Origin of the sequence: Bacillus vallismortis, assembly GCF_004116955.1 — a bacterium.
GTDB classification, from domain to species: Bacteria; Bacillota; Bacilli; order Bacillales; family Bacillaceae; genus Bacillus; species Bacillus vallismortis.
In genome coordinates, this window is record NZ_CP026362.1 from 1,718,377 (window position 1) to 1,740,025 (window position 21,649).

General features: G+C 43.7%; 19 protein-coding genes. All 19 read right to left on the reverse strand.

What is annotated here, in order from left to right:
• Positions 1–2 precede the first annotated feature (2 nt).
• Positions 3–2,579, reverse strand: coding sequence for a DNA mismatch repair protein MutS (mutS, locus tag BV11031_RS09430; RefSeq protein ID WP_010328358.1), 2,577 nt, complete (start codon positions 2,577–2,579; stop codon positions 3–5).
• Between the two features lie 132 nt (positions 2,580–2,711).
• Positions 2,712–3,257: an outer spore coat protein CotE gene (cotE, locus tag BV11031_RS09435; RefSeq protein ID WP_003231833.1), complete on the reverse strand. Its 546-nt coding sequence runs from the start codon at positions 3,255–3,257 to the stop codon at positions 2,712–2,714.
• Positions 3,258–3,516: 259 nt separating this feature from the next.
• A complete protein-coding gene (gene ricA / locus BV11031_RS09440) occupies positions 3,517–3,948 on the reverse strand; it encodes a regulatory iron-sulfur-containing complex subunit RicA (RefSeq protein WP_010328357.1) in 432 nt (143 codons plus the stop codon).
• 1 nt (position 3,949) lies between these two features.
• Complete coding sequence (miaB, locus tag BV11031_RS09445; protein ID WP_010328356.1) at positions 3,950–5,479, reverse strand: tRNA (N6-isopentenyl adenosine(37)-C2)-methylthiotransferase MiaB; 1,530 nt, start codon at positions 5,477–5,479, stop codon at positions 3,950–3,952.
• Between the two features lie 144 nt (positions 5,480–5,623).
• Entirely contained in the window at positions 5,624–6,802 is a 1,179-nt protein-coding gene (locus tag BV11031_RS09450) for a glycine C-acetyltransferase (protein ID WP_010328355.1), read from the reverse strand.
• Complete coding sequence (tdh, locus tag BV11031_RS09455) at positions 6,786–7,859, reverse strand: L-threonine 3-dehydrogenase (RefSeq protein ID WP_010328354.1); 1,074 nt, start codon at positions 7,857–7,859, stop codon at positions 6,786–6,788. The genes BV11031_RS09450 and tdh overlap by 17 nt, the downstream gene beginning before the upstream one ends.
• A 265-nt stretch (positions 7,860–8,124) precedes the next feature.
• Positions 8,125–8,385: a stage V sporulation protein SpoVS gene (spoVS, locus tag BV11031_RS09460; RefSeq protein ID WP_003154135.1), complete on the reverse strand. Its 261-nt coding sequence runs from the start codon at positions 8,383–8,385 to the stop codon at positions 8,125–8,127.
• Positions 8,386–8,584: 199 nt separating this feature from the next.
• The gene (gene ymdB, locus BV11031_RS09465; RefSeq protein ID WP_010328353.1) at positions 8,585–9,379 is read right to left on the reverse strand and encodes a 2',3'-cyclic-nucleotide 2'-phosphodiesterase; all 795 of its coding nucleotides are present in this window, start codon (positions 9,377–9,379) and stop codon (positions 8,585–8,587) included.
• 70 nt (positions 9,380–9,449) lie between these two features.
• Positions 9,450–11,012, reverse strand: coding sequence for a ribonuclease Y (rny, locus tag BV11031_RS09470; protein WP_010328352.1), 1,563 nt, complete (start codon positions 11,010–11,012; stop codon positions 9,450–9,452).
• 275 nt (positions 11,013–11,287) lie between these two features.
• Entirely contained in the window at positions 11,288–12,463 is a 1,176-nt protein-coding gene (locus BV11031_RS09480; protein WP_129550746.1) for a serine hydrolase domain-containing protein, read from the reverse strand.
• 166 nt (positions 12,464–12,629) lie between these two features.
• The gene (gene recA, locus BV11031_RS09485) at positions 12,630–13,676 is read right to left on the reverse strand and encodes a recombinase RecA (RefSeq protein ID WP_010328349.1); all 1,047 of its coding nucleotides are present in this window, start codon (positions 13,674–13,676) and stop codon (positions 12,630–12,632) included.
• A 170-nt stretch (positions 13,677–13,846) separates the two neighbouring features.
• A complete protein-coding gene (locus tag BV11031_RS09490) occupies positions 13,847–15,097 on the reverse strand; it encodes a competence/damage-inducible protein A (protein ID WP_121642595.1) in 1,251 nt (416 codons plus the stop codon).
• A gap of 18 nt (positions 15,098–15,115) precedes the next feature.
• Positions 15,116–15,697 carry a CDP-diacylglycerol--glycerol-3-phosphate 3-phosphatidyltransferase gene (pgsA, locus tag BV11031_RS09495; RefSeq protein WP_121642594.1) on the reverse strand — a complete coding sequence of 194 codons (582 nt, stop codon included), beginning with the start codon at positions 15,695–15,697 and terminating at the stop codon, positions 15,116–15,118.
• Positions 15,698–15,746: 49 nt separating this feature from the next.
• A complete protein-coding gene (rodZ, locus tag BV11031_RS09500) occupies positions 15,747–16,661 on the reverse strand; it encodes a cell shape determination protein RodZ (RefSeq protein ID WP_010327981.1) in 915 nt (304 codons plus the stop codon).
• An 18-nt stretch (positions 16,662–16,679) separates the two neighbouring features.
• Positions 16,680–17,471 (reverse strand): DUF3388 domain-containing protein, encoded by a 792-nt coding sequence (locus BV11031_RS09505; protein WP_010327982.1) that lies wholly within the window; start codon positions 17,469–17,471, stop codon positions 16,680–16,682.
• Between the two features lie 129 nt (positions 17,472–17,600).
• Positions 17,601–17,858, reverse strand: coding sequence for a DUF3243 domain-containing protein (locus tag BV11031_RS09510; protein WP_010327983.1), 258 nt, complete (start codon positions 17,856–17,858; stop codon positions 17,601–17,603).
• Between the two features lie 80 nt (positions 17,859–17,938).
• The gene (gene ymfI / locus BV11031_RS09515) at positions 17,939–18,667 is read right to left on the reverse strand and encodes an elongation factor P 5-aminopentanone reductase (protein WP_010327984.1); all 729 of its coding nucleotides are present in this window, start codon (positions 18,665–18,667) and stop codon (positions 17,939–17,941) included.
• A 54-nt stretch (positions 18,668–18,721) separates the two neighbouring features.
• The gene (gene yfmH, locus BV11031_RS09520; RefSeq protein ID WP_010327985.1) at positions 18,722–20,008 is read right to left on the reverse strand and encodes an EF-P 5-aminopentanol modification-associated protein YfmH; all 1,287 of its coding nucleotides are present in this window, start codon (positions 20,006–20,008) and stop codon (positions 18,722–18,724) included.
• On the reverse strand, positions 20,005–21,285 hold the full coding sequence (yfmF, locus tag BV11031_RS09525) for an EF-P 5-aminopentanol modification-associated protein YfmF (protein ID WP_010327986.1): 1,281 nt from the start codon (positions 21,283–21,285) through the stop codon (positions 20,005–20,007). Before yfmF ends, yfmH begins: the two co-directional genes overlap by 4 nt.
• Positions 21,286–21,649: the final 364 nt, after the last annotated feature.

Below are 21,649 nucleotides of genomic sequence, written 5' to 3' on the forward strand. Positions count from 1 at the left end.
TTTTAATGTAATTTCTTTTGCAGCTTGTACATTTCATTCATCGCTTCAAGCGGCGTCATATCCAGTATATTAAGTGATTTGAAGGCATCGAGCACTTGCTTTTCTTTTTTGGAAAGCTTCGGCGCTTCAGCCGGCTTTTCCGCTTCCTCAAAAAAGGACAGCTGTGCCGGCTCTTCTTTCACCTGGGGTTGTTGCACCGGCACTTCCGGTTTGTTTCCTGAATGCTCAAGTTCTATTAAAATATCTTGAGCGCGCGAAATAAGGTCTTTCGGCAGCTCGGCAAGCTGGGCTACATGGATCCCATAGCTTTTGTCAGCCGCCCCTTCTTTCATTTGATGAAGAAAGACAACCGTACCGTTATATTCTTCAGCGCGCACATGAACATTTTTCAGCTGCGGCAGCTTGTCCTCTAGAACCGTCAGCTCGTGATAGTGCGTACTGAATAGCGTCTTGGCGCCGATGTGGTCGTGAACATATTCGATAATCGCTTGAGCCAGCGCCATGCCGTCATAAGTGGACGTTCCCCGCCCAATTTCATCAAACAGTATGAGGCTGTTTTCCGTCGCATTCACAATCGCATTTTTCGCTTCAAGCATTTCCACCATAAATGTACTTTGTCCGGAAATCAAATCATCCGCAGCGCCGATTCTCGTGAAAATTTGATCAAAAATCGGAAGCACCGCTTTCTTCGCGGGTACAAAGCAGCCGATTTGAGCCATGATGGATATGAGTGCGATTTGTCTCATATACGTGCTTTTCCCTGACATGTTTGGACCGGTAATGAGAAGCATTTGTCTGTTATCGCCCATCATACAACTGTTCGGAACGTATTCCTGGCTGTCCATGACTTTTTCAACGACCGGGTGTCTGCCGTCAATCAATTCGACTTCATCTTTTGAGAACTCCGGTTTCGTATAATGGCGATTTTCACTGATTGTCGCAAAGCATTGCAGTGCGTCAAGCTCGCTCATCTGTTTGGCAAGCTGCTGCAGCCGCGGAATATACAATTTCACTTTCTCGCGCAGCTCGGTGAACAGCTCGTACTCCAGCTCGCAGATGTTATTTTCCGCTTCTAAAATGAGCGCTTCTTTTTCTTTTAATTCAGGTGTAATGTAGCGCTCTGCATTCGTTAACGTTTGCTTCCGCTCATAGCGCCCTTCCTCAAGCAAATGCAAATTTGCTCTTGTCACTTCAATGTAATAACCAAAGACTTTATTGAAGCCGACCTTTAAAGAGCGAATGCCCGTGTATTCCCGTTCCTGCTGTTCCAGGCGGGCAATCCAGTCTTTTCCGTTTCTGCTTGCATCACGATATTCATCAAGCTTTTGATTGTATCCGTCTTTAATCAGGTTCCCTTCTTTTAACGATAAAGGAGGGTTTGCGTACAGCGCTTCTTCCAGCAATTCAAGGACATCTCCGCAAGGGTCAATCCGCTCTGCGCGTTCCTTGGCCTTGTCATGAGCCAGTGAAGCAACAAGCTGTTTGATGCCAGGCACTTGCTTCAACGATTCCTTCAGCTGAATGAGATCCCGTGCATTAACATTTCCAAATGCGACGCGGCCTGCAAGCCGTTCTAAGTCATATACTTCTTTTAACCGTTCACGAAGATCTTCCCGCTCGAAGAAATGGGACATCAAGGTTTCCACCATTTCTTGGCGCTCTTCAATTTGATTGACTCTGATGAGCGGCCGGTCAATCCACTGTTTCAGCAGCCGGCCTCCCATTGCCGTTTTTGTTTCATCCAGCAGCCACAAAAGAGATCCTTTTTTATTTTTCGAACGGATCGTTTCAGTCAGTTCCAGATTTCGCTTTGAGTACAAATCAATTTTCATCGCTTCCTCAAGCTCATACACCTGGACGGGCTGAAGATGATCGAGGCTGCGTTTTTGGGTTCTTTTCAGATACGTATATAAACGCATAAATGTTTTTGTTATATCTTCATTATTTAAGTGTTCAACGATCGTTACATGCTCGTCTGTTTCTCCATCTTCAATTGAGATCGTTGCACCGCATCGCTCTTTCAGCTGTGCGACCGTTTTGGCATCCATGCTTCCTGAAACGACGATTTCACGTGCGCCGACTGAATAAATCTCTGATATGACATCTTCAATCCGTTCAATCAAGACAGCCAAATTTTCCCCCGTTGTTAAATCAGACAGCGCCAGCCCGTATCCGTTCAAGCAGGCTGAAACAGATGCGATAAAGTTATTTTCTGATTCATGGATGCCTTTGCCGTCCATTACGGTTCCAGGCGTAATAAGCTGAACCACTTCTCGTTTCACGACGCCCTTTGCGGCTTTTGGATCTTCTGTCTGTTCGCAGATCGCCACTTTGTACCCTTTTTTAATCAGCTGCTCGATATACGCGGAAGCAGAATGATACGGCACCCCGCACATCGGTATTTTTTCGGCCGCACCGCCGTCTCTGCTCGTTAACGTAATTTCCAGCTCTTGTGACGCCTTTTTGGCGTCCTCAAAAAACATTTCGTAAAAATCACCCAGGCGAAAAAATAAAAAGGCATCCTGGTGCTCTGCCTTTATTTTTAAATATTGCTGTATCATAGGCGTATAACCGGCCATTGTTTAATCCCTCACTATGTATCAACGTTTCTATTTCCTATCCTTCATTATAACATAAACAAAAAGTGATAAAAGAATGATATATCAATATAAAAAAGAGACTTGGGGGTACTGCCTCCCCTAGTCCCTTTTTTATTCTTCAGGATCTCCCACTAAAAATTCCGGGTTGATGTCTTCCAGCTCTTCATCAAGCTCATCTTCCCAATCTTCTTCGTCATCCTCTTCCCAATCAGGATTGACCTCAACCACTACCTTTGTTTCTCCTACCACTTCCGCCAAAAACTCCCTCTCTGCCTGCACAACGATTTTATTTCCGTTCGGTGAAATGGTCACTTCAAGACAGTTAGGCTGCTGAAGGACTTTGGCAATCACTTCATGCTCATCATCTAAGTAATTGTTGTCTCTGTATCTGAGTTTAATGACATCAACGTATTTTACCCGTTCTGTGACAACCTCTGTTTTGGTGTTGTCCGCGTAAGAGTACCATACATTTATATCATAATACCCTTCAATTTCTACTGTTTTCCCGATTTTTTCTGCGTCATACTTGTGGTTAATAATCCAACCGCCCAAAATGCTGCTCGGTTTTTTCTCAGGGGAGATGGTATTGGTGCATTGGGTGAATTTTCTGCCTTTCGCTACTACCGCCTTCGTAATAATTTCCCTGTATTCAGACATTCCGGCATGCCTCCTTGTTCTTCTTCGTGTTATCTTATGCTGGGCATTTGTCTAGTGTGCATTTTTATAATTAAAATATAAAAATACAAAGTTTCTGTTCCATTGTATGCAGGCGTGCCTAGAAACTTTACTTTTAGATGTGATAAAGTTTACTCGCGGCTGAGCACAGAAAAACAGATTGAACATTTGGTACACAGATTATTTAGTTCATTTCGAGCCGCTTCAAAATAAAAAACACGGGCCTGTAAAGGCACCGTGTTTAGAGAGAACAGCTGTTATTAGAATGTTTCACCTTCGAACCGGTTTCACCTTTCAGCAGGTTGCCTCCGGTTGATGTAATGATTTCATTTGTGACTTGGTTGGAAATGGTGTGTGCAACGAGCTGCAAAAGGTCATTGACCTCCAGCTGCGAGTCTCTGAATTCCTGAATGACAGGAATCTCTTCAAGTTCTTCCTGTAGCGCGTCAATTTTTGCTTCTACTTGTTTGAGCGCTTCATGCTTTTCATAATGCTTCAGATTGACAGCCTGCTTTTGCAGGGCTTTAATCTGATTAACGATTGCAGACACTTTGTCATTCTCATTGATTTGCGCTTCAGCCCGTTTGAAAAAATCAACCTCTTCTGTTTCAGAGATCATTTTTGCAAGGTTTCGCGCTTGCTGTACAATGTCTTTTTTTGAGTAGACCGTCATCTTATTTCACCTCGATTGCTTCTCCTACCATCTCTCCGTCAAGCGACCATGTTTTCGCTTGCTGGATTTTCACACGGACGATTTTGCCGACGGCTTCCTTCGTCCCTTTGAAATTGACAAGCTTGCTTTTTTCAGTGTAGCCGGCAAGAATATCAGGGTTATTTTTGCTTTCACCCTCAACTAATACTTCGACAACCTTGCCTTCGTATTCCTTCATTTTTTTAGCAGAAATTTCTTTCACCAGTGCGTTCAGACGCTGCAGGCGTTCTTTTTTCACACGCATCGGTACATTATCTTTCATTTTGGCAGCCGGAGTGCCTTCACGCGGAGAATAAATGAACGTATAGGCGCTGTCAAACTCCACTTCGCGGTATAGAGATAGCGTTTCTTCAAACTGTTCGTCCGTTTCGTTCGGGAATCCGACGATAATGTCTGTTGTTAAAGAAGCGTTTGGCATTGCCTCTTTGATTTTTCTAACGAGCTCCATGTATCGCTCTCTGTCATATTTGCGGGCCATCAGCTTCAGAACCTCTGAGCTTCCTGATTGAACCGGCAGGTGAATGTGATCAAGCAGGTTGCCGCCTTTTGCCAGCACGTCAATGAGATGGTCGTCAAAGTCACGCGGATGACTCGTTGTAAAACGGATTCTCGGGATATCGATTTTTCTCAGTTCATCCATCAAATCACCGAGGCCGTACGTGATATCTTCAAAGTCTTTTCCGTACGCGTTTACGTTTTGGCCTAATAGTGTAATTTCCTTATAGCCTTCACTTGCGAGCCTTCTCACTTCCTGAATAATTTCTTCAGGGCGGCGGCTTCTTTCTTTTCCGCGTGTGTAAGGCACGATGCAATACGTACAGAATTTGTCACAGCCGTACATGATATTGACCCAGCCCTTAATTTTCCCATTCCGGACTTTCGGAAGGTTTTCAATCACGTCCCCTTCCTTTGACCAAACTTCTACGACCATTTCTTTTGAAAGGTATGCTTCTGACAAAAGCTCCGGCAGGCGGTGGATGTTATGCGTTCCGAAAATCATATCGACAAACGGATGTTTTTTCAAAATCCGGTTCACGACTGATTCCTCTTGGGACATACAGCCGCACACGCCTAAAATCAGATCGGGATTGTTTTTTTTCAGCGCTTTTAAGTGCCCCAGTTCACCAAACACCTTGTTCTCGGCATTTTCACGGATCGCACATGTGTTTAACAAAATGACATTGGCATCGTCAACGGAGTTTGTCGCTTCATAACCGAGCGCCATAAAAATCCCTGCCATAACCTCTGTATCATGTTCATTCATTTGGCAGCCGTACGTACGGATATAGAACTTTCGCCCGTCTCCCAATCCTTTAAATTGTTCAGAAATTGTAAAGTCATTATGATAAGTAACGGCTTCCTTGCCCCGTTTTTTCGCATCTTTTAAAGAAGGCGGAATATAAACAGCTTCAAAGTACTTGCTGTAATCCTTCACGGATTTTTTGTCCGATGGATGAACTTGTCCGCTCTCTAATTTTTGTTTTTCATTCATGTGATTATTTCTCCTTTCAAACCAAACTTCCACCCTTCAGTATAAAGGTTATTGAAGCTCTGCACAACTGGCAACCTATTATTGTACACTCGTTGAGAATAATAATCAATAAGGATTCAAAAGAGGAAGAGCATTCTCTTCCTCTTACAATAGCTGGAGCTCCTTAGCTGTCTTTTCGATGACACTAAGCGCCTGATCCAGTTCTTTTTTTGTGTGTTCAGCGGTAATGATCGTCCGAATTCTGGCTTTTCCCTTTGCTACAGTTGGAAAAACGATGCTTTGGGCAAATATGCCGCGTGAAAGGAGCTGATCAGAAAATTGCTTCGCCACAGCTTCATCACCTATTAAAATAGGAAGAATTGGTGTTTCACTCTGCGTGAGAATCAGACCCATTTTCACAAGCATAGATTTAAAATAGGCCGTATTCTCCCACAAGCGCTCCATATGCTCGGGCTCTTCCAGCAAGACATCAATCGCTTCCATACAAGCTGCGGTCACAGCTGGCGGATGGGACGTGCTGAATAAAAACGGGCGGCCTTTATGGCGCAGATAATCGATCAGTACCTTTGAACCGGCAGCATAGCCGCCGAGCACTCCGATTGCCTTGCTTAGCGTTCCGACCTGAATATGGACTCTGCCGTCCAGACCGAAGTGATTCACCGTTCCCCTGCCGTTTTCGCCAAGTACTCCGGATGCATGAGCGTCATCCACCATTACAAATGCGTCATATTTCTCAGCGAGCTCTACAATATCAGGCAAAGGGGCTATATTGCCGTCCATGGAAAATACGCCGTCTGTCACAATCAGGCGCATCCGATAGTTCATTGACTTTCTCAACACTCTCTCTAAGTCACTCATATCGACATGCTGATACACCTTTTTATCCGCCTTTGTAAGTCTGATTCCGTCAATAATAGAGGCATGGTTTAATTCATCCGAGATGACAATATCATCTTTTGAAAGAATACTTGAAAGTACGCCTTGGTTTGTTGTGAATCCTGATTGAAATACAAGCGCCGCCTCCGTTTTTTTAAAGGCTGCGAGCTTTCTCTCAAGCTCTTGGTGCATGGTAAATGTGCCTGCAATTGTTCTCACTGATCCGGTGCCGGCTCCAAATTGCTGAACGGCCTCCTGCGCAGCTTTGATGAGTCTTGGATGTGAAGTAAAACCGAGGTAATTATTAGAAGAAAGCTGAATGACGTTTTTATGATTGACTGTGACAGAGGGCCCCTGCATTGATTCAAGCTGTTTTATGTCTTGCCATGTATGGTTTTCTCTCATTCTATCAAGCTCTGTTTTTAAAAACTCAAATTCCTTCGTCATGTTTATCCCCCTTTTGTGGAATTAAAATCACTTTTCCGCACTGGCCGCTTCTCATCAGCTCGAACCCTTTCTCAAACTCCTCTAACGGAAACTGATGGGTAATAACAGGTGAAAGATCGAGCACGTTTGAGCTGAGCAATTGAGATACCTGCCGCCATGTCGAAAACATTTTTCTTCCTGTGATTCCTTTGATCGTTAGTCCTTTAAATACCACTTTATTCGTCAAATCAATTGTCACCGGATGTTCCGGCAAGCTAAGAATATGGAATTTTCCGCCATTCGCAGCCATCGCCAAACCTTGCGCGATAGCAGAGGGGTGGCCCGACATCTCGCAAACGAGATCCGCTCCTTCTCCATCGGTTAAAGCGCTTACAATTTTGAGCGGATCTTCTTTTTCAATAGAAACAGTACGTGTGGCACCCATTTGTTTGGCAAGCGCCAATCGGTATTCATTTTTATCAACCGCTATTACTTGGGAAGCACCTGCTGCTTTTGCAACTGCAACAGCCATAAGACCAATCGGTCCGCATCCGATGACTGCAGTTGTTCCTCCTGCGGGCTGGCTCTCGAGCACTGTATGAACCGCATTTCCTAAAGGCTCTTGAATGGATGCAACCGCCGGGTTCATATCAGCGGGATTCTTCCAAACGTTATCAGCCGGAACTTTCACATACTCCGCAAAACAGCCTGCCGTGTCTACCCCGATAATAGCTGTATGGGTGCAAACATGAGCTTTTCCGGTTACGCAAGGCACACATTTACCGCAGACGATATGCGTTTCCGCAGACACATATTCTCCCACTTTTACATTCCTGGCATTCTCTCCTACAGCTTCAACAATGCCGCTGAACTCGTGGCCGAAAACATAGGGAGTTTTGATTCTCTGGCGTGCCCATTGATCCCAATTATAAATGTGCACATCCGTGCCGCATATGGAAGCAGCTTTCACTTTTATGAGGACTTCATGTTTATCGATCTCAGGAATGGGAACTTCAGTCAGCACAGCACCGAACGTCCCGTCCTTTTTCATTAGAGCTTTCATCTTTCCACCCTGCATGTACAATCCTCCTTAACAAATTCTTGTTACATTCGGATTGTACCATGATATGGAATAAGCGTAAACAGCACTGTCTTTCTGACGAAGACAAAAGTGTTCGTCTTGAAAAATGGGCGTAATTTTTTTCTGAATCGTTCTACGTTATTCCTTACTTTTGTATATTCATCATTTATATGTCGAAAATATTATCGGAAGAAAATATCACAACAAATGAAAAACAACCTGTCTGCATGACGCAAACAGGTTGAGAATGCTTTATTTGTTTTTAGCGAGGCTCCACGATTAATTTAATCGCCGTTCTTTCTTCCCCATCGATCTGAATATCTGTAAAAGCAGGAATACAAATCAAATCAACGCCGCTTGGCGCCACAAATCCCCTGGCAATCGCCACAGCTTTTACAGCCTGGTTTAATGCACCCGCTCCAATCGCTTGAATCTCGGCGGCTCCTCGTTCTCTTAACACGCCTGCAAGCGCACCTGCCACTGAATTTGGACTCGATTTTGCTGAAACTTTTAAGATTTCCATTTCTGCTCCCCCTTAGTTTTACAATGGATAAGTGAGTGTTCATTAGAACAATCATTATTAGATGTTGCTATCCAAAAAGCCATCCCCACAATGCTTTTCAAAAATAGCGGGCTACCTTCCATTTTTACTATATTCACTAAGGAGTCGCTATATTCCTGCTTTTCTTTTTAATATTTTTATAAAATAACCACATGCTCAATTATTCAAAGAACATGTGATCATCATTGATCAAAATCCGCTCAATTTTGACAGCCTTTTTGGTTTGGTCGTCGATGTCAATCACTACTCCGCTTAATGTTGTTTTTCCTTCAGCGACAGTAAATCGTACTGGAAGGTTCGTTTTGAATCGCTTAATAATCGTTTCTCTGTCCATCCCCAGTATACCATCATATGGGCCAGTCATTCCTACATCAGTAATATATGCCGTCCCCTTCGGCAAAATGCGGTTATCCGCTGTTTGCACGTGTGTATGAGTTCCGACGACTGCGGACGCCCGTCCATCCGTGTACCAGCCGAGTGCAAGCTTTTCACTTGTCGCCTCGGCATGGAAGTCGATAAAAATGTACGGTGTTCTTTTTGCAGCTTCGGCAATTAACTCATCCGCTTTTAAAAACGGATCATCAAGCGGCGGTAAAAACGTGCGTCCTTGTAAATTAATAACAGCAAGCTCTTTGCCGTTTGCTTTCACATATGTGATCCCTTTTCCCGGTGTTCCTTCAGGAAAGTTTGCAGGACGAACCAAGTTCGGAACGTCATCTATAAAATCAAAAATTTCTTTTTTGTCCCATGTGTGGTTTCCCATCGTGATTGCATCGGCGCCAGCCTGGATTAAACTGTGATAAATTTTTTCCGTGAGCCCTTTCCCATGTGCGGCGTTTTCACCATTAATAATGGTAAAGTGCGGCTTATATTTTGTTTTTAGCTTTGGCACATATTCTTTTACCATGTCACGGCCTGGTGAACCGACAACATCTCCAATAAATAACATTCTCATTTTGTAAATCCCTTCTATTCTTAAAATTCTTTCGCCGTCAAAAAAATAAAGTGATGCTTAGCGCATCACTTTATTTTGCATACTCAACGGCTCGAGTTTCTCTGATTACTGTCACTTTAATATGACCTGGATAATCGAGCTCGTCCTCAATTCGCTTACGGATATCTCGCGCCAGTCGATGAGCTTCAAGATCATTAATTGAATCCGGCTTCACCATAATACGCACTTCGCGTCCAGCCTGAATGGCAAATGATTTTTCAACACCTTCATAGGACTCAGAAATTTCTTCGAGCTTTTCAAGTCTTCGAATATAATTCTCGAGCGTCTCACTTCTCGCGCCTGGTCTAGCAGCGGAAAGCGCATCAGCTGCCGCTACCAACACAGCGATAATGGAAGTAGGCTCCTCGTCCCCATGGTGTGATGCAATACTGTTAATCACGACTGGGTGCTCTTTATATTTAGTCGCAAGCTCTACCCCGATTTCAACGTGGCTTCCTTCTACTTCATGGTCAATTGCTTTTCCGATGTCGTGAAGAAGGCCCGCACGTTTAGCAAGCTTTGCGTCTTCTCCAAGCTCCGATGCCATTAGACCGGCCAAGAATGCGACTTCCATGGAATGCTTAAGCACATTTTGACCATAGCTTGTACGGAACTTTAAGCGGCCGAGGATCTTGATGAGATCTGGGTGGAGACCGTGAACGCCAACCTCAAATGTCGTTTGCTCACCCATCTCACGAATATAGTCATCGACCTCGCGGCGAGATTTTTCAACCATTTCTTCAATCCGTGCCGGATGAATACGGCCATCCTGAACGAGTTTGTCTAGAGCGATCCTTGCTGTCTCACGTCTGATCGGATCAAATCCGGAAAGAATGACAGCTTCAGGGGTATCATCAATAATCAGGTCAATTCCTGTCAGCGTTTCAAGCGTACGAATATTACGCCCTTCCCGCCCAATGATACGTCCTTTCATCTCATCATTTGGAAGATTAACAACTGATACCGTTGTTTCAGCAACGTGGTCCGCTGCGCAACGCTGTAAGGCGAGTGAAAGAATGTTTTTCGCTTTCTTATCCGCCTCTTCTTTCGCGCGGTTTTCAGTTTCTTTTGTCATGATGGCGATGTCATGTGAAAGCTCGTTTTCAACCCGTTCAAGAATGATTTGTTTTGCTTCATCGCGAGTCAGGCTCGAAATTCGTTCCAACTCTGACTGCTGCATACGAATCATCTCATCCACTTTGCTTTCCATCTCTTCAATATGTTGTTGTCGTTCATTCAGAGAATGATCTTTCTTCTCCAACATCGCTTCCCGTTTATCAATTCCCTCATGTTTGCGATCAAGGTTTTCCTCCTTTTGGAGTAAACGGTTTTCTTGTTTTTGAAGCTCATTTCGTCTTTCACGAACTTCCTGTTCAGCATCTATTCGAAGTGTGTGGATTTCATCCTTTGCTTCAAGCAGAGCTTCTTTTTTCAGTGCTTCAGCATCACGCTTTGCATCTTCAAGAATTTGCTCGGCTGCACCGCGTGCGCCCGCAATTTTCGCTTCGGCAATGGTTTTACGAACAAAGTAGCCAACAACTAAACCGAGTAGAATCAGCAAAATGGAGATGAGAACCATCATAATTGGGGTCATACTTTCACCTCCTCTTGCTATGAACTTGGTTGTTGCTTCATTAAGTGTCGGCATGTACATTGTCTAGTTTTCTCAACATACAGAACCTTCACAGGGAATGAGTATTTTCATCGCCCTTGTCAAGTTTAAATGGTTTAACAATCATGTTAAAAAAACAATGTTACAACTTCATTGTAAATGTGTCGGAAATACTTGTCAAGCTTGCCATCTTAACGTTTGCAGAGCCGACGTCTTATCCCGTGCCGAATGCAATTCATCCAAAAGAAGATCATGAATCATTCTTGATTCAGAAGCTGGTATATTCTATTGTTCACTTGGCCCAGTTTAGCGTTATTTTGAATGTTTGACAACAAAATTACAATGGTTTGCCCAGATTTACTAAAGCTGTTTAAGATGTTGAAGCCCGGCATGACACCATGGTTTGAGTAGCTTCCGGGAGCAATATAAAATCCCATACCGTATGTGGAGCTGCTTCCCGGCGTAAACATCTTTTTATAGCTTTTTTGCGAATACAGTTTGCCGTCTATCAGCGCTTGGTCAAATTTGTACATATCTGAAGCGCTCATATAAATATCACCGGCCCCATACAGCTGGGATAAATCGGGCATATACGGTGTAATCGGCTTGCCGCCCTTCAGCTTATAACCGACAGCCGGATAAGGTTCTTTATGATATGTTTTGTAAAAGCCTGCATGCGTCATTTTCGCTGGTTTAAAAATATGATTCGTTATGTATTGTTCATATGACTCACCGCTTACTTCAGCAACAATATAAGCGAGAACGGAATAATTGGAATCCTGATAGTCCCATACGCCTGGCTGACGTTTGATTCCCTGACGTTCTATGTCTTTTATTAAATCGTCCGGAGTGATTGCACCGTTTCCTTCAACATGCCCGTGTATTCCCGATGTATGTGTGAGCAGGTTTTTCAAAGTAATCGTTTGCCCGTTAGGGAATTGAGGTAAATACGCGCTTACCGGATCACTTGTCTGAAGTTTTCCCTTTTCCTCTAGCTGCAAAATAGCGGTTGCAATCAGCGCTTTTTGTGACGAACCGACATAAAAAGAGGTCAATGGATTATTAGGGATGTGATATTTACGATCGGCATAACCAAAACCTTTATGTGTTACGATTTCTCCATTTCTGACAATCATGGCTGTTCCGCTGAAGCCGATCTCATTTAAATAATGGCTGATTTTTTGATTACGGTCCACTGTTTTGATTTGTTCCTCTGTTTTTTCGGCGGTTTTCTTTATAACCTCTTTTTTCTGACCGCTATCTGAAGCTGCTGCAGTTTCTTGAGATGGCTCGTTCCCTTCACTATCTCGGTGAAGCGCATTCCAAATCGTAAAGCAAATCATCGCTGCTAAAAAACCAAGCAAAAGTTTGCCTCTTTTATTTAGTTTTCTCCGTCTGCGTTTCGCAGTTCGTCTGCTGGCTGGGCTTGTCATTCAGTTTTTCCTCCCAAAATAAATTCCATTTTGCACACGTTTTGTTAGACGAATGAAGCACCGAAAAAGTTGTCAAAAAAAGCAATATTTTTTATCATTTTTTGCAAAAATAAAAAGACTGAGTTTTTCACCCAGCCTTTTGTATCATTTCAAACTGATTTTATTTTTATTCTTCAAATTCAAGTTCTTCTTGTGCACCTTCAGCTTGCTGCTGAGCTGCTCCGTGATTATCCAAGCCGTAATGTTCGCGAATTTGTTCCTGGATCATTAGCATGATATCTTTATTTTCTTTCAAGAATTGTTTTGCATTTTCACGGCCTTGTCCGAGGCGCTCTTCTTCATAAGAGTACCATGAACCGCTTTTTTGCACGATATCAAGTTCAGTTCCAAGATCAATGATTTCGCCTTCTTTTGAAATGCCTTCTCCATACATAATATCAACCTCGGCTGTACGGAACGGCGGTGCCACCTTGTTTTTGACGACTTTGATTTTCGTTTTATTCCCCATTACGTCGTTTCCTTGTTTCAGCTGTTCAGCACGGCGCACTTCTAGACGTACGGAAGAGTAGAATTTCAGCGCGCGGCCGCCAGGAGTTGTTTCCGGATTCCCGAACATAACGCCGACTTTTTCACGAATTTGGTTAATGAAAATCGCGATTGTCTTCGATTTGTTAATGGCGCCTGAAAGCTTACGGAGCGCTTGGGACATTAAGCGTGCCTGTAAACCAACATGCGAATCTCCCATGTCGCCTTCAATTTCCGCTTTCGGAACGAGAGCTGCCACAGAGTCAACAACAACAATGTCAACTGCACCGCTTCGAACCAATGCCTCCGCAATTTCAAGCGCCTGCTCGCCCGTGTCAGGCTGAGACAGTAAAAGCTCTTCGATGTTGACACCAAGCTTTTGTGCGTATACCGGATCTAATGCATGCTCTGCATCAATAAATGCGGCTTGTCCGCCCTGTTGCTGAACCTCAGCAATCGCATGAAGTGCCACAGTTGTTTTACCTGAGCTTTCAGGACCGTATACTTCAATAATCCGTCCGCGCGGATATCCGCCAATTCCTAATGCCGTATCAAGAGCGAGGGAGCCGCTTGGGACAGTAGAAATTCTTGTATCTGTCTTTTCTCCCAGTTTCATAATGGAACCTTTGCCGAACTGTTTTTCTATTTGTTTAAGAGCCATATCTAAGGCTGCCTGACGATCACTCATTCTATTTTTTCCTCCTTTATGTTACCACTACATATACTATACCCTGTTTGAAGGGATTTGCCAAGAAAAAAGCGAACGCATATTCGGATTTTTTCGTGGCGGATTTCTATCAAAATACTATCATGTATCAGAGAAATCATGTTTTTTAGGAGGATAATGTGCTGAAAATATTATTTTTGCTCTAAAAGCTTCAAGATTAAATGGCAGCCGTATTTGGCGCCACGTTTTCTGATTCCCGTTCTGGACCCCGCAAAGTGAAACTCGTGAACCTCTTCTTTTCCATTTGCTGAAATGCCGATAAACACATGTCCAGGCTCATGCCCCTCTTGAGTATCAGGACCTGCTACACCGGTAAAACTGATGCCGATATCGCTGCCAGTGAGCTGTTGAACACCCTTTGCCAGCTCTAATGCGCACTCCTTGCTGACCGCTCCAAAACGGTCTAATGTTTCCTTCTTGACGCTAAGCACATGCTCCTTCACGTCGCTTGTATAACAAACGACGCCGCCGGCAAACAATGTTGAAGCACCGCTGAGATCCGTCAGCCATTCAGAAAACAGCCCGCCGGTAAAACTTTCAGCCGCGGCAATTGTAATGCCTTTTTCCTTACATGCTTTAGAAAGCTCTTTTACTAGGGAAGTATCATCATAGCCATAGAAAAATTCCCCTACACGTTCTAAGATAACAGCCTCTGTTTCTTTTAGCAGACGCTCCGTTTCCTTTTCGTCAGCATGTTTGGCTGTCAGACGCAGCGTCACCTCTCCGTCGGCTGCCAAAGGAGCGATTGTCGGATTGGTTTGTGCATCAATAATATCTTCCAAATCAGCTTCAAGCTGAGATTCGCCGATACCAAAAAAACGAAGAACGGTTGATACAATTTTTTCATTTGAGCCCATCTTTTTCAGCAGAAGAGGCTTTGCCTCGTTTTCAAACATGGGACGCAATTCGCTTGGCGGCCCAGGAAGAAGCATATAAAAGCGCGAATCGTGCTCTAGGAGCATTCCCGGCGCCATTCCGAAGTGATTTGCCAGCACGTCAGATCCTTCGATCACAAGCGCCTGTTTTCGGTTATTAGGTGACATCGTGCGTTTGGTCCGTTTGAAATAGTCCTCAATGGATTGGAACGCCTCATCATCTAACACAAGCGGATGCCCCAGCGCATTTGCAATCGTTTCTTTCGTCAGATCATCTTTTGTCGGCCCGAGACCTCCTGAAAAAATAATGAAATCAGAGCGTTCTTCAGCAATGCGAATGACCTGCTTCAGCCGCTCCGGATTATCTCCAACTGCTGTATGATAAAATACGTTCACTCCGATGTCAGCAAGCTGTTTGCTGATAAATTGAGCATTTGTATTGGCGATTTGGCCAAGCAACAGCTCAGAACCGACCGCAATAATTTCTGCTTTCTTTGGAAATTCCATGACGTAAGTCCTTCTTTCTTAATTAGTTGTTTTTAACGCTTCCCAGTTTTTGGAGAAATATTCCCAGCCTGAGACGACAGTAAAGAAGACAGCTACCCATAGCGCCAAGTCAGCAAACGGGAATGACACAAGTTCAAACGGAAGATTATGAAGAAGCAATGCTGAAACCGCAATGATTTGTGCCCAGGTTTTAATTTTACCAAGCATATTAGCAGCCACCACTTCTCCTGTTCCGGCTAAGACAAGCCTCAAACCTGTCACGGCAAACTCCCTGCTGATAATCACAATGACCATCCAAGCTGGAGCAAGGTCAAATTGAACAAGGATAATTAATGCTGCGGATACAAGCAGTTTGTCCGCAAGCGGATCAAGAAATTTCCCGAAGTTAGTCACAAGATTCAGCTTTCGGGCATAGTACCCGTCCACCCAGTCTGTTGTGGATGCAACAATAAATAGAATGGCACCGGCCAAATGTGCGACCGGGATCGATTCGTCTCCAACTTCTAGCCTGCCCCAGTCAAACGGCGCCAGCATGATAATCATGAAGATTGGGATTAATGCGATTCTAGCTAGTGTGATTTTATTTGGTAAGTTAAACATAAAGCCCCTCCAATTTCATACTCGGACGTGAAGAAAAGTCATCTGGTAATTAAGATGACTTTTCTTCCTTTTTATTTACAATCTTAATGGTTTGTGCCATCACTTTTTTCGGATCAAGTTCATAGGAAAGAACCTTGCCGTTGATTTTTATTTTCAGATTAGGTGCATATCCGGTGCGGATCTCAACTTGTTTCTGATCAGTTATATCTTTTTTATAGGTTTCATCTTTTTTCAGCGTTCCCTCTTTTAAAGAGCTGCTGTTTTCATCACGCACCCGAATCCAAGAGCTGTCTGATGCCTTTAGTTCAAGCTCGATTTTATCAGCGCCGGACACTTCATAAGTCGTTAACGATCCTTCAGTGCCAGTTGCTTTCATCTCCAGTTTTTCACTGTCATTTTCTTCTTTTTGATCTTCATTTTCTTTTGTTTCTTTTTTAGTGTCTTCCTCTTTTTCAGAGCTGTTATTTTGATTCTCTTTTAGCGCGGAATCTTTAGGGATTTCATACTTGCTTTCACTTTGCGTAATTGATTTTTCTGAAGCTGCATTGTTATCCTCACTGCTTTTATGATTCGCAAATTGTATGATCGCGTACACAATCGCAATCACGACAATCACGCCGAGAATCACAAGTATCGTTGGCAGCAATTCCAGCGCTCTAGATGCTGGCTTTGGCATTTCCTTTTGAAGCTTCATGCCGGAGATTTTTTCAGATACATCATCATGATACGTATTCGGGATATCTTTTTTATGCTCCTCAAACAGCTGATCGGCATCAAGTCCGACGGCTTCAGCATATTGCTTAATGAATGCCCGAACATAAAACTTCCCCGGAATAATGTCATAGTTTCCTTCCTCCAAGGCGGTTAAATACCTTTTTTGAATCTTTGTTGCCGCTTGGAGATCATCCAATGACATTGCTTTTTCCTCTCTGGCCTCTTTCAGCCGGATTCCTAGTTCAGTCACAACAAACACCTTCCAATTTTAAAAATCAAAGCTTGAAAACCCGGATTGATCAAACATTTGGGGTTCTTCAGCATGTTCATATGTAATAACCTCATCGGGGCCATTTCTCAGTTCAATAATATAATCAAAGTCATCTAGTGTATACTCTGTGTTTTGAACGAATATGTCCGGATGCTCCACCACTTTTGTTGCAGGCAGCCTCATGATTTCTCTGACCAGCTGGAGATGGCGTTCTGATCCTCTTCTTGTTGACACAATTCCGTCAACGATAAAGACATTTTCAGTGCTGTATTCATCGGCGATCAACTGGCTTCTTATCGTCTGCTTCAGCAAAGTTGATGACACAAACAGCCACCTTTTGCTTGCACATACACTGGAGGCCACAATCGATTCCGTTTTTCCGACACGCGGCATCCCCCGGATCCCGATTAATTTATGGCCTTCTTTTTTGAACAATTCCGCCATGAAATCGACTAATAAGCCTAGCTCGTCCCGTTCAAAGCGGAACGTTTTCTTGTCATCGGCATCCCTTTGTATGTAGCGGCCGTGGCGTACCGCAAGACGGTCGCGAAGCCTCGGTTCTCGCAGCTTCGTTACTTTAATTGTTTCCATCGTTTTTAAGATTGATTCTAATCGCTTGATTTGATCTATATGGCGGCACCTGAGGAGCATTCCCCTTCTGGAAAGGTCGACGCCGTTAATCGTTACAATGTTAATAGATAGCATCCCAAGAAGAGATGAAATATCCCCGAGCAGTCCGGGGCGGTTGACCTGAATTTCATATTCAAAATACCATTCGAGCTTTGCCAAATGATATACCCCCTTCATTGTGGCAAAATTTTACCTTCCTTTATCATAAAGCATTTTTCTCTAATTAGAAAGAAGAATGTTGCTGTGACGAGGAAAACATAAAAAAGAGAGGAAAAATCTCCTCTCTTGCTAGTGCGTGCTGTTATTTTCAACAAGCTTAACCATCATATTGGCAATGGCACGCTGTTCATCTTTTGATGCTACGCTCCAAAGATCTGCCAGCACTTTTTCCTGCTCGTTCTTAGATTCCACTTCATTTGCCAAGTAACCGCCGATTTCTGTCGCAAGTTCTGTAATGGTATCCTGGCTCATGCCTTTATCTTGCGCATAGTTCAAACGGTCGCCAAGGAAGTTTTTCCAGCTATCCCAGTTTTCTAATACTGACATGCTCTTTTCCTCCATTTCATGTGAAGTTACAAGCTTATTGTGTCCTTCAGAAAAGATACTATACACCGAATATTTTCGGATCAGCAATGCCAGCCGCCATTCACCGACAGAATGTGTCCGGTGATATATGACGCTTTTTCAGACAAGAGAAAAGCTGTTGCATCCGCAATTTCTTGCGGGCGGGCCAGCCGGCCGATCGGGATATCATCAGCAATCTCTTCTTTTTCAGGCGGAGAAAATTGATTCATCATATTTGTATCAACCGCGCCCGGCGCTACGGCGTTTACTCTGATTCCGCTTGGCGCCAGCTCCTTAGCCAGTCCTTTCACAAACGAGTGTTGGGCTCCCTTTGCCATGCTGTACAACACTTCACAAGATGCTCCAGTTTCTCCCCAAATAGAGCTGACAGCAACGATTGCCCCAGATCTATTCCGGATCATGCCTGGAAGAAGGTTTCTCGTCAGCATATACGGACTCGCCACATGGAGTTGAACCATTTCCTGAACCGTTGCATTATCTACATCCGTAATTAGCCCAAAATGGCTTCTTCCGCTATTTAAAATAATGGCATCAATTGGCTGAACAATTAAATTTGTCAGCTTATCTGCTCCTTCCGGTGCGGAGAGATCGGCTTGCAAGATCTCAGCATGCACCCCATACGCCTCATTAAGTTTTTCAGCAAGCTCCGCTGCCGCGTTTTGATTTGTATGGTAATGCAGCAGCAGATTGTATCCATCTGCCGCAAGCGTTTCGCTTATGCTTTTGCCGATGCCGCCACTTGCTCCGGTAATGAGTGCTGTTTTGTTCATCCTCTTTCCTTCTTTCCGCAGAAAAACACCCCTCACACTGGAGGGATGTTTTGTTTATGATTTAGGAACAACCTTGCAGACAGTCAGTCTATCCGCAGCCATTTCCTCTTGTATGACTTGCTGGACATCTTCAAGGGTAATTTGTTCGAGAACCGATACGACATCAAACAGGCTCATATCCAAGAAAGCATAACGGGTAAATTGATTTGCAATGTACTCAGGTGAATTCAGCGCTTTTAAAAATGTACCAATCTTTTTCTTTCTGGCAAGTTCAACCTTTTCAGCAGTAATCAATTCACCGGCGCGCAGAAGCATGCTTGAAATGTCTTCAGCCAATCGATCAGGTTCCGGCGTATCGCCGCCGATCGCCGCAAAACCAAACCCATATTCAGCAGTAAAGTCAAAGCTGAACGTTTCGTCAATATACCCTTTTTCATAAAGTGATTCGTACTGGGCAGAGCTTTTGCCGAAAAGAGATTCAAGCAATAAGTTCATAGAAAGTTCATGCTTTAACAGCTCTTTGCCTAATCTATACGGGTTCTTTGATTTTAGCCCGACAAGGCATTTTGGTCCCTGCACGTTCATTTTGATCTCTTTTTCTTTGCGGAACACCGCTTCTTGTTCCTGTACTTCCTCTCGTTGGATCTCCGGCTGGTCAGTATATGGCTTTCTCTCCTGATTTTCTCTTACCTGAGAAATGATCGCTTCAGGATCTACAGGCCCTACTATGAAGAGGAGCATGTTGCTCGGGTGATAAAACGTTTCATAGCATTCATACAGAAGGTCTTTCGTGATAGGCGAAATGCTTTCCACCGTTCCGGCTATGTCAATTTTGACAGGATGTTCTTTGTACATGTTTTCAATGACCCCGAAGTAAAGCCTCCAATCAGGATTGTCGTCATACATGTTAATCTCCTGCCCGATAATCCCTTTTTCCTTCTCAACCGTTTTTTCAGTAAAATACGGATCCTGCACAAAATCAATCAGCGTCTCTAAATTGCGTTCAACATTCGATGTGCTTGAGAAAAGATAAGCCGTTCTTGTAAATGACGTAAACGCATTGGCAGAAGCGCCCTGTTTGCTGAAATCTTGAAAAACGTCTCCGTCCTCTTTTTCAAACAGCTTATGCTCAAGAAAATGGGCGATACCGTCCGGCACATGAACCATCTCATTTTTGCCTAAAGGGACAAATCGGTTATCTATAGAGCCATACTTTGTAGTAAAGACCGCATACGTCTTGTTGAAGCCTTTTTTCGGCAAAACGTAAACATCAAGGCCGTTTGGCATTTTTTCATGGTACAGTGTCTCCTGAAGCTGTTCATATTTGATTGGTTTGATCAAGATGCACCCTCCGTCCCTTTTAAGAAATAAGTCGTATCAAGCTGAATCTTTTCGCCGGCTTTCATGATATCCTCTTTTGTGACCTGATCAATATTGGCGAGAAAATCTTCAATTGGAACGTCGACTTGGGCAGCGGCCTGCTGATATAAAAATTCCGATAAACCGTACGCAGTATCAATGGTTTCCAGCACTTGATTTCGAATGACAGCCTTTGTCTGAGCGATATCCTGCTCACTAAAGTCGCCGTTTTTCATTGCTTGAAATTGCTCAGCGATAATAGAAACAGCCTGTTCATAATTTTCCACTTCAATGCCCGACATCACCATCAACAAGCCTTTAAAGCTTTCTATACGCGAAGCGGCGTAGTAAGCAAGACTGGCTTTTTCCCGAACATTGATGAAAAGCTTGGAGTGAGAGAATCCGCCAAACAGCCCGTTAAACACTTGTAAGGCAGGATAATCTCGATCCGTATAAGTGATATTGGTGCGGTAGCCAATATTCAGCTTTCCTTGTTTGACATCTTCTTCATCAATCACTTCTTTAGGCTGTGCGTTTTGCTCGGCGTGATTGTTTTCCATCGCCCCAAGGCTGCGCTCTTCTGTTTGAAAATACTTGTCGATTGACGCTTGCACTTGGTTGCTGTCCACATCGCCAACGACATAAAGATCAAGCTGGTCTTGTTGGATAGCGCTTTTGTATGTTTCATATAATTGATCAGCCGTAATGGCTTCGACATCTTCAATTTCCCCGTTGACATGGAGCGCGTAAGGCTCGTTTTTGCACATTTCCTGTATCAGCCTTAAATTTGAGTAGCGCATTTTATCATCATAAACCGCTTGGATTCTTTGTTTGAGCGTCCGTTTTTCCTGAGTCACATATTGCGATTGAAAAGCGCCTCCCTCTAGAGCAGGTGAAAAGACGATTTCTGCAAGAAGCTTCAGTCCCTTTTCAAGAAGCGGCGTTTGGTCTTTTAAATACTTTTCATTCGGGATTTCAAGCCTGAACGTAATAACGTGCCGCTCTCCTTTTTTTGAAAGATCAGCCGAAACGGACGTGCCGTACAGTTCATCTAAATAAGAACGTAATTCTGCGGTTTTCGGATGGTTTTTTGTGCCGCGAAGGAGCACATGCGGAAGCAGCGCCCTTTTGGTGACTTGCTCCTTTGTCAGCGGCGCAAGCATTTTAAAAATAAGCGAGACGGTTTTGAATTTTTCTGTTTTTACAATGTGCGCGGTTAAACCGCCGTGCTTTGTTTTGATTTCATTTACATATGACATATGGAACCTCCTTCGTTCATTTCTTATTAGTATGTATTATGACCCATTTTCAGCATACGCAGAATCACTCTTTCATGTAATTATAGCAACTGTAGGATTTATAAGGAAACAATAACCTCCGTCTGAATGAACGGAGGCTGTTAGATTAATCCATTTTTCAACTAAAAGACAGCTGTTTGCGCCTGCAGAACCACAGTTGGACATTGCAGGAGAGAGAAGATTTTCGCTAATAGCAAAAAAGACGGTTGGCTAGACCGTCCCAGATTGTTGACAAAGTCATAAAACGGTTTTTGTTTTATGACTTTGTCATCTTTTCAGCGTGATTGAAAACCCCTGAAGTCTAGGAAGGACGAGCATCGGAGCA